The organism is Winogradskyella maritima, from assembly GCF_042650215.1.
Classification (GTDB): domain Bacteria; phylum Bacteroidota; class Bacteroidia; order Flavobacteriales; family Flavobacteriaceae; genus Winogradskyella; species Winogradskyella maritima.
This window is the reverse complement of sequence record NZ_JBHSAT010000004.1, coordinates 412,829-426,399: the sequence shown is the minus strand read 5'-3', so window position 1 is coordinate 426,399 and position 13,571 is coordinate 412,829. Positions and strand designations below refer to the sequence as shown.

The following is a 13,571-nucleotide window of genomic DNA, read 5'->3' as shown; positions in this document are numbered from 1 at the left end:
ACTAAAGGTGCGATATAAACTGTTTTAGTTTGCCGCTTTTTTGGCGTTCTAATTGTTCTTCTCGCTTAAACTGTATTTGGATACCATCTTCAAGATAGACAATCATCTTTTCTCTGATCGTTAGTAATTCTTCCTCAGAAAGTGGTTTTAAACTAACATATCTAATCAAAAACTGATCTGTTTTTAATTGTTCAATGACAAACTCCTTTACGTTGCCAGAATCCTCAATTAGGCTTTTCGTGATGTAATAAAATGTAAGGCCAGCGGCTTTCTTTCCACTTGGCAAAATGGCAATATCATTGGTGCGCCCAACTAATTCTTTAAGGATTGGTTTTTGGGCAGTACAGCTTTTTGAAATAATTCCAATATCACCAATGTCATACCGAATAAACGGATGTGCTTTGTTATAAAGCGAGGTGATCGCTATGCGTCCTTCTTCTCCGTTTGGGACTGATTTTCCGGTATCATCTACAATTTCCACGAACAAGGTTTCACCATTAAGTTGAAATTCACCTACTGGATTTTCAAACGCAATAAGGTCCAATTCCGAAGCGCCATATTCATTAACCATGGGCACACCAAATTGGGTTTCTAATAATTTTCTGTCGGAATCAAAAAGCATTTCCGACGTGACCATACAAACCTTCAAACTTGGACAGATATTTTTGAGGATAACAGATTTCCGTTTTAAAAACTTGGCAAACTGCACAACCGGACTGGTATATCCATTGAGGTATTCAAACGGAGTAGTTTTAAATTTATAAAGGGCTTTTTCAAACGCCTCATCGCTCAAATCAAATACAGAAAACCGAAACCGATTCGCCATCTTATCCTTTAAGCGTTCTTTGTAATAGCCTTTTTTGTCTAGCGGAATACCGTAAAACCGCGCTTGCTTAGATGAATTAAAATCAATGTTGTACCAAGAAAACCGATTCATAATGACCGCCCAAGTCATGGCGTGACACCATTTATCCTTGGCAAACACAAACGGGTCGCCAGAGGAGCCAGATGTTTTGTTGATGTAAACATTAGATGTCGTAAAACCAGTTGACAAACGTTCGGTCAAAGGCCTTTGCAAATCGCGTTTGGTGATAATAGGAAGTTCGTTCCAAGAGACATCATTTTGGTTTCCGACTAAGGATTTGTAAAATGGATTGTTGTTAAGATGATAGTTGACAATAGCTGTTTTCTTTTGATTTAATTGTGCTTCAAATTCATGATTGTTCAGCGATTGAATATCATGTAAAACCCGTGTAGCTTTTTTAATGTCAAAGCCTTTTAATTGAAGTGCAATGTCGAATAATCTCAAAAAACGAAGATTTTTCAGCAAATTATAAAAGTTTAAATTGTTCTCGTGGCAAAAGCAATTATTTTTGCGCCAAACAACACAACGCAACATGAATATTTTAGTTTTAGGTTCTGGTGGTAGAGAACATACATTTGCTTGGAAATTAGCACAAAGTTCAAAATGTAAGGCACTTTTTGTAGCACCAGGCAACTCAGGAACTTCAGAAATAGCAACCAATCTACCGATTTCAGTCACAGATTTTGATGCGATAAAAGGTGCAGTTCTAACCCATAAAATAGATTGTGTTGTAGTAGGCCCAGAAGATCCTTTGGTGCAAGGCATACATGATTATTTCTTGAATGACGATCAGCTAAAAAACGTATCGGTCATTGGCCCACAAAAAGCGGCGGCAGAACTTGAGGGCAGTAAGGAATTCGCAAAGGAATTTATGATGCGCCACAAAATTCCAACAGCGGCGTATCAAAGCTTTACCTCCGAAAATGTAGAAGACGGTTTTAAATTTTTAGAAACCTTAGACCCGCCTTACGTTTTAAAAGCCGATGGTTTAGCGGCCGGAAAAGGGGTTTTGATTCTCAACGACTTGGACGAAGCAAAATCCGAATTAAAGAACATGCTTGTCAACCAAAAATTTGGAGAGGCCAGTGCCAAAGTGGTAATTGAAGAATTTTTGGACGGTATAGAATTGAGTTGTTTTGTGTTGTCTGATGGTAAGGATTACAAAATCCTTCCAACTGCTAAAGACTACAAGCGCATTGGCGAGGGCGACACCGGACTAAACACAGGCGGTATGGGCGCCGTTTCACCAGTGCCTTTTGCATCCGAAGATTTTTTATCTAAAATTGAAGAACGCATAGTAAAACCAACGATTGAAGGTCTTAAAAAAGACAACCTGCCTTACGTTGGCTTCATTTTTATTGGACTCATAAAAGTAGGAGACGAGCCTAAAGTCATAGAATACAACGTGCGCATGGGTGATCCTGAAACCGAAGTGGTACTGCCAAGACTAAAGACTGATTTGGTTGCCATTTTTGAAGCGATGGGCTCAAAGAAGCTATCAGAAATAGAGATTGAGATTGACGAACGTGCTGCAACGACCATAATGCTAGTCTCAGGAGGTTATCCGGAAGCTTACGAAAAAGGCAAAGAGATTCATGGCTTGGAGACTATAACGGATTCCATACCATTTCATGCCGGAGCACAGAAAAAAGATGGAAAAATCGTAACCTCAGGGGGGCGTGTTATGGCGATTACATCTTATGGGAAAACTTATGATGAAGCCATAAAAAAATCTTACCAAACTATAGACAAGCTACGTTTTGATAAGATGTATTATAGAAAAGATATAGGGTTTGACCTATAAATAAGAGTGTGCCGTAACGCTCTTGTCCTCTTCGTTGTTGTCGTTGAATTTACGTAATTGAAGCATCCAATAGGTGAAAGCAACAAAACCGATGATGGTAAAAATCCAAGAGATGGCGTTGGCTAAAAACCAGCTTTCTAACTCTAAAGCTCTCAATGCATCAAACGGTGCAAAAAGTGTGTTTACAAATAAATCTTCTATAGCGTAAAAGAAATCCTTCATAACTTCATAAATTTATGAAGGCAAAAATACAAAATACTTCGAGTAATTTCCATACATGATTACAGCCATTTTTAAAAAATCTAAACCCATAAACATTGTTGTTGTGGTTCTTTTTGTAATGGCGTTGTATGTTGCCGTGAATTTCAATGCGGTTTCCGAAGAGAACTACAGTTATTTTCAGCAGTTGGCAAAATTGTTTATTGTAATGTTTGCCATTTTCCTCTTGGAATTCATTGTATCCAAAAACAAACTTACCAAACGCAATAGTTATGCTATAATGACTTTTGCCTTACTCTTGGCATTGTTTCCTAAAGTATTGATGTATTTGCACCTCATCGTCGCCAATCTATTTATCATGTTCGCCTTGCGAAGACTTATTAGTTTACACTCTAAACTGAATATTAAAAAAAAGCTTTTTGATGCTGGGTTTTGGATGGCTTTGGCGTCCTTGTTCTATGTTTGGGCTTTGCTGTTCTTTGTCATTATCATCGTTGCGCTTATATATTACTGGCAGAATGATATTAAAAATGCGGTAATTCCATTTCTGGGAGTACTTACCGTGGCAATCATTTTAGTAACCTTTAATATTATGATGCATGGTGATTACCTTCAAGATAACACCTTTATCCCGTACTCAAGTTTGAATTTTTCAGCCTATAATTCGGCATCGGGGATTCTAACATTGACCATTGGTGCGAGTATGTTCGTTTGGATGGCCGTGTATTATTTCAAGCAAATAAAAGACAGAAACAAAACATTAAGACCTGTTTATTTTCTTATCGTTTGGTCAGCCATAATCGCAGTACTTGTTGCTGTAATTTCACCAGTAAAAGACGGAAGCGAATTCATTTTTCTTTTGGCGCCATTCTCTATAATGATGAGTAATTATATTGAGCGAATTGAAGAAACCTGGTTTAGGGAAGTCTTTGTGTCCTTACTTATCATAACGCCATTATTACGTTTAGTGCTGTAATTTTTGCCCGAAAGCCAAATCGCCGGCATCACCCAGTCCTGGGGTGATATATCCTTTTTCATTTAATTCTGAATCAATTTGCGCAATCCACAAATTGGTGTTTTCAGGAAAATTGTCAACAACAAAATCAACGCCCTTTTGTGCTCCAATAACGCTAACCAAATGCACGGATTTTGGTTTGCCGAAAGGTAAAAGTGCTTCAAACGTAGCGAGCATAGATTGACCAGTCGCAAGCATAGGATCTGCTAATATCAAGGTTTTATCTTCGAGGCTTGGACAAGCGAGGTATTCCACAACAATATCAAAAGACTCTGGGTCTTCTTTGTGTTGTCGATAGGCCGAAATAAAGGCATTTTCGGCAGCATCAAAGTAATTGAGCAAGCCATTATGTAATGGAACTCCAGCGCGAAGGATAGAGCATAGCACAATGTCTTCAGAAATTAGAGGTGTTTCGGCCACTCCTAAAGGCGTTTTTACTGAAGATGATTTTTTGTTGAGGGATTTACTCAGCTCATAACCCAGAATTTCTCCAATCCGTTCAATATTACGCCGAAAGCGCATGGCATCTTTCTGAATGGAAACATCGCGCAATTCAGCAATAAAAGTGTTTAATATTGAAGTTGTATCAGATAGATTATGAATGGTCATGGTTGAGAGTTTTAGATTTTAAAGTTAATAATTCAAACTATATTTGCAGTCTAAATCTATTTTCATGCAGTTTTCAGAAAAAGCAAACACCATATTTCAGGATGTTATCGCAACGTATAAATTATTGAATACGGTCGACCAACCCTTCACCAATAAGTTTGATAAAACTAATGACCTCATCGCACATTTACTCTACAGAAAATGCTGGATAGATACCGTGCAGTGGGCGTATGAAGATATTATTAGAGATCCGCATATCGACCCTGTTGCTGCTTTGAAATTAAAACGCATGATTGACGCTTCTAATCAAGACCGAACGGATACCGTTGAATATATAGACAGCTACTTTTTAGATAAATACAAGGATGTTGCGGTAAAACCGAATGCGAAAATCAATTCTGAAAGTCCGGCTTGGGCGATTGACCGCTTGTCTATTTTGGCTTTGAAAATTTACCACATGCACTTAGAAACGGTAAGAGATGATGCCTCTGAAGATCATAAAGCCACATGCCAGAAAAAGCTGAATGTCTTGCTAGAACAACGCACGGATTTAAGTACAGCCATCGATGATTTATTAACAGATATTTCAAATGGCGATAAATACATGAAAGTCTACAAGCAGATGAAAATGTATAATGATGATGAGCTGAATCCTGTTCTTCGAGGTCAGAAATAATTTTCACAGACCTGTCAGGTTTCTAAAACCTGACAGGTCTTTTCCATTAGAAGATGCCCAAACCAACCCACATCCTTGTCATAAGATTATCAGCCATGGGCGATGCGGCGATGAGCGTTCCAGTGTTACGGGCTTTGGTTGAAAAATATCCAGATGTAAAAGTCACCGTACTCACTAGAGGATTCTTCAAACCCATGTTTGCCGCTATTCCCAATGTTTCGGTTTATGGAGCCGACTTAAAAGGGAAGCACAAAGGATTTTTCGGGCTTTATAAACTATCAAAGGAACTCAAAACCTTAAAGTTTGATGTTGTTGCAGACTTGCATAATGTGCTCAGAACTAAAATTTTAAAATTGTTCTTTGGAAAAAAAGTCATTCAAATTGATAAAGGACGAGCTGAAAAAAAAGCCTTAGTTAAAGGCGAAATCTTTGAACAGTTAAAGACGACGCATCAACGTTATGCCGATGTGTTTTCAAAATTAGGATTTCCGATTTCGCTAGAAAATCCAGCGTTTCCAGAGAAAAAAGGACTGTCGGAAAAACTACAAGGCTTCATCCATGACGATTCGAAATCAACCATTGGAATTGCACCCTTTGCCGCTCACGCTGGAAAGCAATATCCACTGTCACAAATGAAGCAGGTCATTTCAGAATTGGCAAAGGAGCATAATATCATTTTATTCGGCGGTGGTCAAAAGGAAGAAGCTATCTTATCAGAAATTGCCGAAACCGCCGAAGCTATTTCATCCATAGTAGGGAAACTTTCGTTTGAAGACGAATTGCAACTCATCAGCCATTTAGACCTCATGATTGCCATGGATTCTAGTAATGGCCATTTGGCGGCCATGCAAGGCATTAAGGTATTGAGTATTTGGGGAGTTACACATCCGTACGCCGGTTTTGCGCCTTTTAATCAGCCACTAGATTTTGCCCTTACCGCAGACCGTAACCAATTTCCAAAAATCCCAACATCCATTTACGGCAACACATACCCAGAAGGCTACGAAGACGCTGCTGGAAGTATTTCCGTAGAAACCATAATCGAAAAAGTAAAGACGATTTTATCTAACAGCGAAGCGGTCTAACATCTCTTTTACACATCATCATAATCCACAACAATAGTCGTAGATGTCGGATGCGCTTGGCAGGTCAATACTAAGCCTTCTGCAACTTCATTATCGGTAAGAATGTTGTTTTGTCGCATTTCGGCAGTACCTTCTGTGATACGGGCGATGCAACTGCTACAAATACCACCTTGGCAAGAGTACGGCGCATCAATGTCTTCTTTTAGGGAAGCTTCCAAAATAGAGGTGTCTTGCGACATGTTGAATTCAAATTCTTCATCATCCACCAAAACTTTAATAGCGGTTTGCCCGTCTCCGACGATGGTCGTTTCAGCGTCATCGGTAGCGGTTGGCGCAGTAAACAATTCAAAGAAAATTTGTTTTGGTTTTACGCCATTTTCTTCAAGTACATCTTTAACCGTATGAATCATCTGTTCTGGTCCGCAGAGGTAAAATGAATCTATGGTGACACCTTTGTATTTGTTTTTCACAATGAGGTTCACCGTGCTTTTTTCAATCCGACCGAAAAGCGCATCAGCTTCATTGGTCTGACTGTAAATAAAATGCACATGGATACGATTGCCATAGGCTTCTTTTAGCTGTAACAGGTCTTGGGCGAACATGGCATCCTTCAAACTTTTATTGCCATACACCAAGATAAAATTACTGAATGGTTCATCCTCCAAAAGTGTTTTTGCAATGCTTAAAATTGGGGTGATACCGCTTCCGGCTGCAAAAGCAGCAACGGTTCTGGTTTTGGCATTATTGGCATCAAACACAAAACGTCCGTTTGGTGGTGCAACGTCCAAAGTATCACCCACCATAAGTTTTTCATTGGCATAGACAGAAAACGTCCCATTCTCCACAGACTTTACACCAACCGTTAAATCGCCGCTATTCACCGAACTACAGATACTGTAATCACGACGAACGTCTTCGCCATTAATTGTGGCTTTTAAAGTGATATACTGACCTGCTTTAAATTTATAATCGTTTTTTAAGTGTTCAGGAACTTCAAAAGAAATACTTACGGATTTCTCAGTTTCTTTAACGATAGATTTTATTTTAAGGGCATGGAATTGTGACATTGTAGAAATTTTCAGCAAAAATAGGACATGCCAATTTTATTTCGGGTTTGTTTGTAACAAATTAACAGTTATGTTTACTTATAGAAAAACCATCCTAAAAAACCATGATTAAACGTTTTTTATATCTCGAATGGAAGCAATACTTCCGTTCGTCTTACTGGCAGAAAAACCTAGCGCTCAATATCCTTATGGTATTTATGGCGCTTTATTTTGTTGCCATATTCATAGGCATGGGCGTCGGCGCCTATTTTATTTTAAAGAAAGCCTATCCTGAACAGGATCCCTTTGTAGTCGCTAGCAGTTTTATGTTCTATTTCATCCTTGGTGATTTGTTGATGCGCTTCTTTTTTCAGAAGTTGCCTGTCATGAGCGTAAAACCCTTGCTCACGCAAAACATTAAACGGTCGACGATTGTTAATTTTGTTTTAGGTAAATCAGCCTTGTCCTTCTTTAACTTTTTGCCCCTGTTTTTCACCGTTCCATTTGCCGTAGTATTACTTAGCAAGGGGTATGCCTTTGGCATGGTCGCTACTTGGGTACTGACGATGCTTCTTATTTCGTTGATCAGCAACTTCGTTAACTTTATTATCGAAGCCTTTTCAGCTGAAAAGGAATTGGGATTTTTGCCGTTGATACTTGTGGCGGGAGGTTTGTTTGCTATAGATTATTTCCAGTTGTTTTCTTTAAAGGATTTAATCGGAAACGCTATTCTTTCCATTGCCAATAATCCGTTATTAATCGTTATTCCGGCCTTGATTTTAGTTGCCGTTTATCTCTATAACTATAAGATTTTAAGAGAAAAATTGTTTTTGGATGCTGGCTTAAAATCGAAAGCGCAGGAAGTGAAAACGTCTGATTTAGCATGGACCAAACGCTTTGGTGATGTCGCGCCGTTTATGCAGCTCGATTTAAAATTACTCTGGCGAAACAAACGACCTAAATCAACCTTGTTCATCTTGGCCTTAGGTTTGTTGTATGGCTTGTTTTTCTACCCGCAACCGATGTACAGAGACATGACCTTTATGTTTGCTTTTATTGGCGTCTTTAGTACAGGGATTTTCTTGGTCAACTTTGGACAGTTCATTCCGGCGTGGGACAGCGGTTACTATAAAATGCTGATGAGCCAAAACATTAAATATGAGCAGTACTTGCGTTCAAAGTTTATGCTGATTGCTATGAGTGTTATCATTCTTTTCATACTCGGAATCCCTTATGTGTATTTCGGCTGGAAGATTCTAATCGCACATTTCGCGGCAGCCATTTATAACATTGGCGTGAACTCCCATGTGGTGTTATTTGGAGGGTCTTTTAACCGTAAAAAGATTGATTTAAACCAACGCGCCGCCTTCAATTATCAAGGCACGGGTGCCATGCAATGGATTATTGGTTTTCCGCTACTGATTCTTCCGATGGCCATTTTCGGTATTGCGAATTGGCTGATTGGGTTTGAAGTTGCCGTTGGTATCCTCATTGTTTTAGGATTAACCGGCATTGTGCTCCACAAAAAACTCATGAAAATCATCACTCAACGTTACCTAAATTCTAAATACAAAATGATTGACGCTTTTAGTCAAGATTCTTAATACAACTCACCATGATACAGACTCAAAATTTATCAAAAACATATAGCGGTACTACCGTATTGAACATTGAATCCCTAAACATTCCAAAAGGGCAAAGTTTTGGATTAGTCGGAAATAACGGCGCAGGAAAAACCACCTATTTCAGTTTGTTGCTGGACTTAATTAAACCTTCAACAGGAAGTATTAGTAATAACGATATCACCGTTTCTGAAAGTGAAGATTGGAAACCCTTTACCGCCTCATTCATCGACGAAAGTTTTTTAATAGGCTATCTCACACCCGAAGAGTATTTCTACTTTATCGGGGATTTACGAGGTCAGAATAAAGCCGATGTGGATAAGCTAACGTCTCAGTTTGAAGACTTTTTCAACGGCGAAATCATCGGGAAGAAGAAGTACCTTAGAGATTTAAGTAAAGGAAACCAAAAGAAAGCCGGAATTGTAGCGGCACTCATCGGTAATCCTGAAGTTATTATCCTAGATGAGCCCTTTGCCAATCTCGATCCGACTACGCAAATAAGACTCAAGCAAATTCTTAAAGACTTGGCTGAGAAGCAAGGCGTCACCGTTTTAATCAGTAGCCATGATTTAATGCATGTCACCGATGTCTGTGAGCGTATTGTGGTATTGGAAAAAGGTAATGTGGTTAAAGATTTGGAAACTAATCCTGCAACCCTTAAAGAATTAGAAGCGCACTTTGCGAGTGGTACGCTGCGTTCTTCGGAAGAGGAGGAATAGGAATAAATATTTAAAATGCTGCGCCTGATGTTTGAGAAGACATCAGGCTTTTTTGGCTTTCAAAACCCCTAAAAACACGCATTTCCCCGTGTTAATTCAAAAAGATGTTTATTTTTACCTTCACCAACACTAAATATCTGTCTGTTTATACAACAAAACCTAGCAGTTTCCGTTGTGATGACACCAAAAAGAATTCAGCTTGAAACCTATCACAAAAGCCGTAGTTATATTTCTGGGAATCGTGTTTTGCCTCACGGGCTGTTCCCGTAAAAAAGACACCTTTTTAAGTCGAAATTACCATGCTGTAACCACAGAGTACAATACCCTTTATAATGGCGATGTTGCCCTGCAAAATGGTCTTAAAAGTGTAAACAATGCATTCACCGAGAATTTCTGGGAGCTGTTGCCAATTGAGCGTTTTGAGGTCAAGGATGAAGTACGGTTAGATAGCGAAGGCAACAACTCCGACTTTGAGCGTGCTGAAGAAAAGGCCATCAAGGCCATACAAAAACACAGTATGAATATCGGTGGGCGCGAAAAAAACCCACAGATAGACGAAGCGTATCTTATGCTTGGTAAAGCGCGTTATTACGATCAGCGCTTTGTGCCAGCCTTGGCGGCTTTCAATAATATTTTAAATAGATATCCATCTAGTGATAAAATCAATCAGGTAAAAGTTTGGCGCGAAAAAACCAATATGCGTTTGGGGAATGATGAACTCGCCATTAAAAACCTGAGAAGACACTTAGACCAAGAGGAGATTGAAGGCCAGGATTTGGCGGATATTTCTGCGGTATTGGCGGAAGCCTTTTTAAATCTGGAACAAAAGGACAGCACCATGGCCTACATTACCGTGGCTGCCGAAGAAACCAAAATCAAGGAGCAGAAAGCACGTTATCACTTTATCCGTGGGCAACTTTATAGTGAATTCGGGAAGAAAGACAGTGCCAATTTAGCTTTTGATGAAATTATTGAGATGCACCGCAAAATTCCGCGTGCATTTTATATCAATGCACATTTGGCCAAAGCCGCCAATTTTGATGCGGACAACGGTGACAAACTAGCGTTTCAAGAATATTTAGCTGAGCTCGAAGAAAACCGTGAAAACCGGCCGTTTCTCAACAAAATTTACTACCAAATTGCTGAGTATCATTTGTCTCAGGGTTCGGATAGTATTGCAGAAGCCTACTATAACAAATCACTTCGTGCCAATACAGGAGATAAGACCCTCAATGCCAGAAATTATCTCACTTTGGGCGATATGTATTTTGACCGCACCATCTACAAAACAGCAGGAGCATATTACGACAGTACGCTAACCAACATGGTGCAAAAATCGAAGCCTTATCGTGTCACCAGTAAAAAGCGTGAAAATTTAGAAGATGTAATCTTGTATGAAGGTATTGCAAAGACCAACGATAGTATTTTAAGATTGGTTAATATGCCGAAGGAAGACCGTTTGGCTTTGTTCTCAAAATATATTGATGAATTAAAAGCTGCGGATGAGGCACAAGCGGAGCAGGACAAAAAAGATGCTATTATTTTAGCCCAAGCGACCGCGAAAAACGTGGGTAATACACCAGGGTTTCAGCGTCGTGGGCCTGGACTCCCAGGTGCAAATGCAGGTGGGCCTGGGGCTTCGGGTGATTTCTACTTTTATAATCCAACGACGGTTGCATACGGTAAAAACGAATTTCAAAGGCTTTGGGGTGATAGAAAACTTCAAGATAACTGGCGTTTGTCCGATAAGCGTGGTACAGATGCCACAGATGCTGGTATTGAAGATGTCATTGCAACTGCGACAGATGAAGACCGATACAATCCTGAATTTTACATCGGACTAATTCCGACCGAACAAACAGCTATTGATAGCTTAGCCAAAGATCGAAATTATGCCTATTACCAATTAGGACTTATTTATAAGGAAAAATTCAAGGAATATGAATTGGCGAAGAGTCGCCTTCAGAATTTATTGAAGTTTAATCCTGAAGAGCGTTTAATCCTTCCAACGAAATACAACCTACAGCAGATTTATGAAGCTTTGGGGCAAACGGGCGAAGCAGATATTGCTAAAAACGAGATTATTTCAAACTTTCCAGATTCGCGATATGCGGAGATATTGAGGAATCCGCAATCGCAATTAGCGAAGGACGAGAACAGTCCGGAATCGGTTTACGAGGCTACTTATGCGCAGTTTGAAGAACAAAATTATGCTCAGGTCATTCAAAAGGCCGATGAGTCTATCAAAAATTTCGAGGGCGATGCTTTTGTTCCGAAGTTTGAAATTTTAAAAGCATCTGCTATTGGCCGACTTCAAGGCTTTGAAGCCTATAAGGAAAGTGTCAATTACATCGCGCTGACCTACCCAAGCACCGAAGAAGGGAAACGTGCGCAAGAGATATTAACGACAGCGCTTCCGGCATTGGAATCACGAGAATTTATTCCCGATGAAGACCAAGGCGAGTTTAAAGTCGTATATCAGTTCGACAATACATCTAAAGAAACGGTTTTAGAATTTATTAAAAATCTGGAAACGGAAATTGCCAAGACGCCGTTGCGCAACCTCACGGTTTCTGAAGATGTGTATAACGCCAATACCACGTTTGTTGTGGTTCACGGTATGGAATTTTTAACCAGAGCCAAGGGATTTACAGGCTTTTTGGAAGAATATAAAGATAAAGAATCAAAAGATATTGCAAGACCGTTTTTTGTAATATCGTCCCCTAACTATGCTATTGTTCAACGTCATAAAAACTTAGACCAGTTTTTAACACCGCAGTAATTTAAACCGTATAATCATGTTTTCTTCAGACAACAAAAAACAAAAAACGACAACTATGGAGACAGGAACACAGCAAAATATCATTGCACAAGGCACCAAATTAGTGGGTGACATTATGAGCGAAGGCCCTTTTAGAATAGATGGCACCGTTGAAGGTAATCTTAAAACATCAGGCAAGGTCGTCGTCGGCAAATCTGGAATCATTAAAGGCACGCTTCAAGGCGAAAACGTAGATTACGAAGGAAAGTTTTCTGGGAAATTGATTCTCAGTGGCACCTTATCCTTAAAATCCACAGCTCATATTGAAGGCGAAGTGCAAGTGAATAAATTGGCGGTAGAGCCAGGTGCTACATTCAATGCAACGTGTAGCATGAAAGGCGCTGTTAAATCCCTAAGTAACGATGCCCTCCAAAGACCAAAACCAACACAAGGACAACCCCAACCAGCTAAAAGCGCAGAAAGACCGGCTTAATAGCTATGCACGCTTTTCGGGTATTGCCATACAAATGGTGGCCATTATCGCAGTGGGCACTTTCGTTGGTGTGAAGCTGGATGAGCGCTACCCCAATGAGAACAATCTTTATACTTTGGGTTGTGTCTTATTCGCCGTTGTGGCATCCATTGTTTACGTAATTAGGCGTATTATTGCACTGTCAAAAAAAGAAGGATAGATGACAGACGCTTTTAAGAAACGCCAAGGCGTATTTATGTTGCAATTGGTATTGGTATCTGCCGTGTTGTTTGGGATTCATGCTTACCTATTGCATTATTTGGGAGGGGAACGTGAGTTCTTTTTTCCGGTGTGGCATATTTATGGGTTTCATGTTGTGGTGACCACTGTATTTTATACCATTATCAATTACAAGTTTTCTTCAGGACAAAAAAACATCTTCAATTTATTTATGGGTATGACCCTGGCTAAGATGGTTTTAGCGATTTTGTTTTTGTTACCCTTGTTGCTTTCAGACTTTGAAAATAAGCAACCTGACGTTATCAACTTTTTCATCCCTTATTTTCTGTATTTATTTTTTGAAGTCTATGCCTTAACAAAGTTCTTAAATAAGGCATAAACAAAGGATATTTGAAGATTATTTGGTGTGCAATTCTTCTTCAGGATAAAGCATAAAAA

The 13,571-nt window shown here is 39.4% G+C and carries 14 protein-coding genes; 10 read left to right on the top strand and 4 right to left on the bottom strand.

Going from position 1 to position 13,571, the window contains the following annotated elements:
- Nucleotide 1: 1 nt before the first annotated feature.
- Nucleotides 2-1,309, bottom strand: coding sequence for a phenylacetate--CoA ligase family protein (locus tag ACFOSX_RS02870; RefSeq protein WP_386096822.1), 1,308 nt, complete (start codon nt 1,307-1,309; stop codon nt 2-4).
- Nucleotides 1,310-1,397: 88 nt separating this feature from the next.
- Here ACFOSX_RS02870 and purD point away from each other — a divergent pair, with 88 nt between their 5' ends.
- Nucleotides 1,398-2,669 carry a phosphoribosylamine--glycine ligase gene (gene purD / locus ACFOSX_RS02865; protein WP_386096820.1) on the top strand — a complete coding sequence of 424 codons (1,272 nt, stop codon included), beginning with the start codon at nt 1,398-1,400 and terminating at the stop codon, nt 2,667-2,669.
- On the opposite strand, the gene ACFOSX_RS02860 is transcribed toward purD, so the two are convergent.
- Nucleotides 2,664-2,891, bottom strand: coding sequence for a DUF6341 family protein (locus ACFOSX_RS02860; protein WP_386096819.1), 228 nt, complete (start codon nt 2,889-2,891; stop codon nt 2,664-2,666). The two genes, purD and ACFOSX_RS02860, sit on opposite strands and share 6 nt — an antisense overlap.
- A 55-nt stretch (nt 2,892-2,946) precedes the next feature.
- Between ACFOSX_RS02860 and ACFOSX_RS02855 the strand changes: the two genes are divergently transcribed.
- Nucleotides 2,947-3,864 carry a DUF6427 family protein gene (locus tag ACFOSX_RS02855; RefSeq protein WP_386096817.1) on the top strand — a complete coding sequence of 306 codons (918 nt, stop codon included), beginning with the start codon at nt 2,947-2,949 and terminating at the stop codon, nt 3,862-3,864.
- Here ACFOSX_RS02855 and upp read toward each other — a convergent pair.
- Nucleotides 3,853-4,512: a uracil phosphoribosyltransferase gene (gene upp, locus ACFOSX_RS02850; protein ID WP_386096815.1), complete on the bottom strand. Its 660-nt coding sequence runs from the start codon at nt 4,510-4,512 to the stop codon at nt 3,853-3,855. The two genes, ACFOSX_RS02855 and upp, sit on opposite strands and share 12 nt — an antisense overlap.
- A gap of 64 nt (nt 4,513-4,576) precedes the next feature.
- On the opposite strand from upp, the gene ACFOSX_RS02845 reads away from it, so the two are divergent.
- Nucleotides 4,577-5,188: a DUF4254 domain-containing protein gene (locus ACFOSX_RS02845; protein ID WP_386096813.1), complete on the top strand. Its 612-nt coding sequence runs from the start codon at nt 4,577-4,579 to the stop codon at nt 5,186-5,188.
- 53 nt (nt 5,189-5,241) lie between these two features.
- Nucleotides 5,242-6,273, top strand: a complete 1,032-nt coding sequence (locus ACFOSX_RS02840) for a glycosyltransferase family 9 protein (RefSeq protein ID WP_386096812.1) — start codon at nt 5,242-5,244, stop codon at nt 6,271-6,273.
- 8 nt (nt 6,274-6,281) lie between these two features.
- Here the strand turns inward: ACFOSX_RS02840 and ACFOSX_RS02835 are convergent, their stop codons facing one another.
- Nucleotides 6,282-7,340 (bottom strand): 2Fe-2S iron-sulfur cluster-binding protein, encoded by a 1,059-nt coding sequence (locus ACFOSX_RS02835; protein ID WP_386096810.1) that lies wholly within the window; start codon nt 7,338-7,340, stop codon nt 6,282-6,284.
- 104 nt (nt 7,341-7,444) lie between these two features.
- Between ACFOSX_RS02835 and ACFOSX_RS02830 the strand changes: the two genes are divergently transcribed.
- The 6 genes from ACFOSX_RS02830 to ACFOSX_RS02805 all read left to right on the top strand — a co-directional run bounded on the left by ACFOSX_RS02830 (nt 7,445) and on the right by ACFOSX_RS02805 (nt 13,512).
- Nucleotides 7,445-8,923 (top strand): DUF5687 family protein, encoded by a 1,479-nt coding sequence (locus ACFOSX_RS02830; RefSeq protein ID WP_386096808.1) that lies wholly within the window; start codon nt 7,445-7,447, stop codon nt 8,921-8,923.
- An 11-nt stretch (nt 8,924-8,934) separates the two neighbouring features.
- Nucleotides 8,935-9,660 (top strand): ABC transporter ATP-binding protein, encoded by a 726-nt coding sequence (locus ACFOSX_RS02825; RefSeq protein ID WP_386096806.1) that lies wholly within the window; start codon nt 8,935-8,937, stop codon nt 9,658-9,660.
- Between the two features lie 199 nt (nt 9,661-9,859).
- Complete coding sequence (porW, locus tag ACFOSX_RS02820) at nt 9,860-12,442, top strand: type IX secretion system periplasmic lipoprotein PorW/SprE (RefSeq protein WP_386096804.1); 2,583 nt, start codon at nt 9,860-9,862, stop codon at nt 12,440-12,442.
- Between the two features lie 16 nt (nt 12,443-12,458).
- Nucleotides 12,459-12,914: a bactofilin family protein gene (locus tag ACFOSX_RS02815; protein WP_386096802.1), complete on the top strand. Its 456-nt coding sequence runs from the start codon at nt 12,459-12,461 to the stop codon at nt 12,912-12,914.
- Nucleotides 12,844-13,113: an AtpZ/AtpI family protein gene (locus ACFOSX_RS02810; protein WP_386096800.1), complete on the top strand. Its 270-nt coding sequence runs from the start codon at nt 12,844-12,846 to the stop codon at nt 13,111-13,113. Before ACFOSX_RS02815 ends, ACFOSX_RS02810 begins: the two co-directional genes overlap by 71 nt.
- Nucleotides 13,114-13,512 carry a hypothetical protein gene (locus ACFOSX_RS02805; protein WP_386096798.1) on the top strand — a complete coding sequence of 133 codons (399 nt, stop codon included), beginning with the start codon at nt 13,114-13,116 and terminating at the stop codon, nt 13,510-13,512. It begins immediately after the preceding gene.
- The last annotated feature ends 59 nt before the right edge of the window (nt 13,513-13,571 follow it).

Excerpts from the sequence above, each read along its gene's own strand:
- purD (WP_386096820.1), top strand. The coding sequence starts at position 1,398 with ATGAATATTTTAGTTTTAGGTTCTGGTGGTAGAGAACATACATTTGCT.
- ACFOSX_RS02860 (WP_386096819.1), bottom strand. The coding sequence starts at position 2,891 with ATGAAGGATTTCTTTTACGCTATAGAAGATTTATTTGTAAACACACTT.
- ACFOSX_RS02855 (WP_386096817.1), top strand. The coding sequence starts at position 2,947 with ATGATTACAGCCATTTTTAAAAAATCTAAACCCATAAACATTGTTGTT.
- upp (WP_386096815.1), bottom strand. The coding sequence starts at position 4,512 with ATGACCATTCATAATCTATCTGATACAACTTCAATATTAAACACTTTT.
- ACFOSX_RS02845 (WP_386096813.1), top strand. The coding sequence starts at position 4,577 with ATGCAGTTTTCAGAAAAAGCAAACACCATATTTCAGGATGTTATCGCA.
- ACFOSX_RS02840 (WP_386096812.1), top strand. The coding sequence starts at position 5,242 with ATGCCCAAACCAACCCACATCCTTGTCATAAGATTATCAGCCATGGGC.
- ACFOSX_RS02835 (WP_386096810.1), bottom strand. The coding sequence starts at position 7,340 with ATGTCACAATTCCATGCCCTTAAAATAAAATCTATCGTTAAAGAAACT.
- ACFOSX_RS02830 (WP_386096808.1), top strand. The coding sequence starts at position 7,445 with ATGATTAAACGTTTTTTATATCTCGAATGGAAGCAATACTTCCGTTCG.
- ACFOSX_RS02825 (WP_386096806.1), top strand. The coding sequence starts at position 8,935 with ATGATACAGACTCAAAATTTATCAAAAACATATAGCGGTACTACCGTA.
- ACFOSX_RS02815 (WP_386096802.1), top strand. The coding sequence starts at position 12,459 with ATGTTTTCTTCAGACAACAAAAAACAAAAAACGACAACTATGGAGACA.
- ACFOSX_RS02810 (WP_386096800.1), top strand. The coding sequence starts at position 12,844 with ATGCCCTCCAAAGACCAAAACCAACACAAGGACAACCCCAACCAGCTA.
- ACFOSX_RS02805 (WP_386096798.1), top strand. The coding sequence starts at position 13,114 with ATGACAGACGCTTTTAAGAAACGCCAAGGCGTATTTATGTTGCAATTG.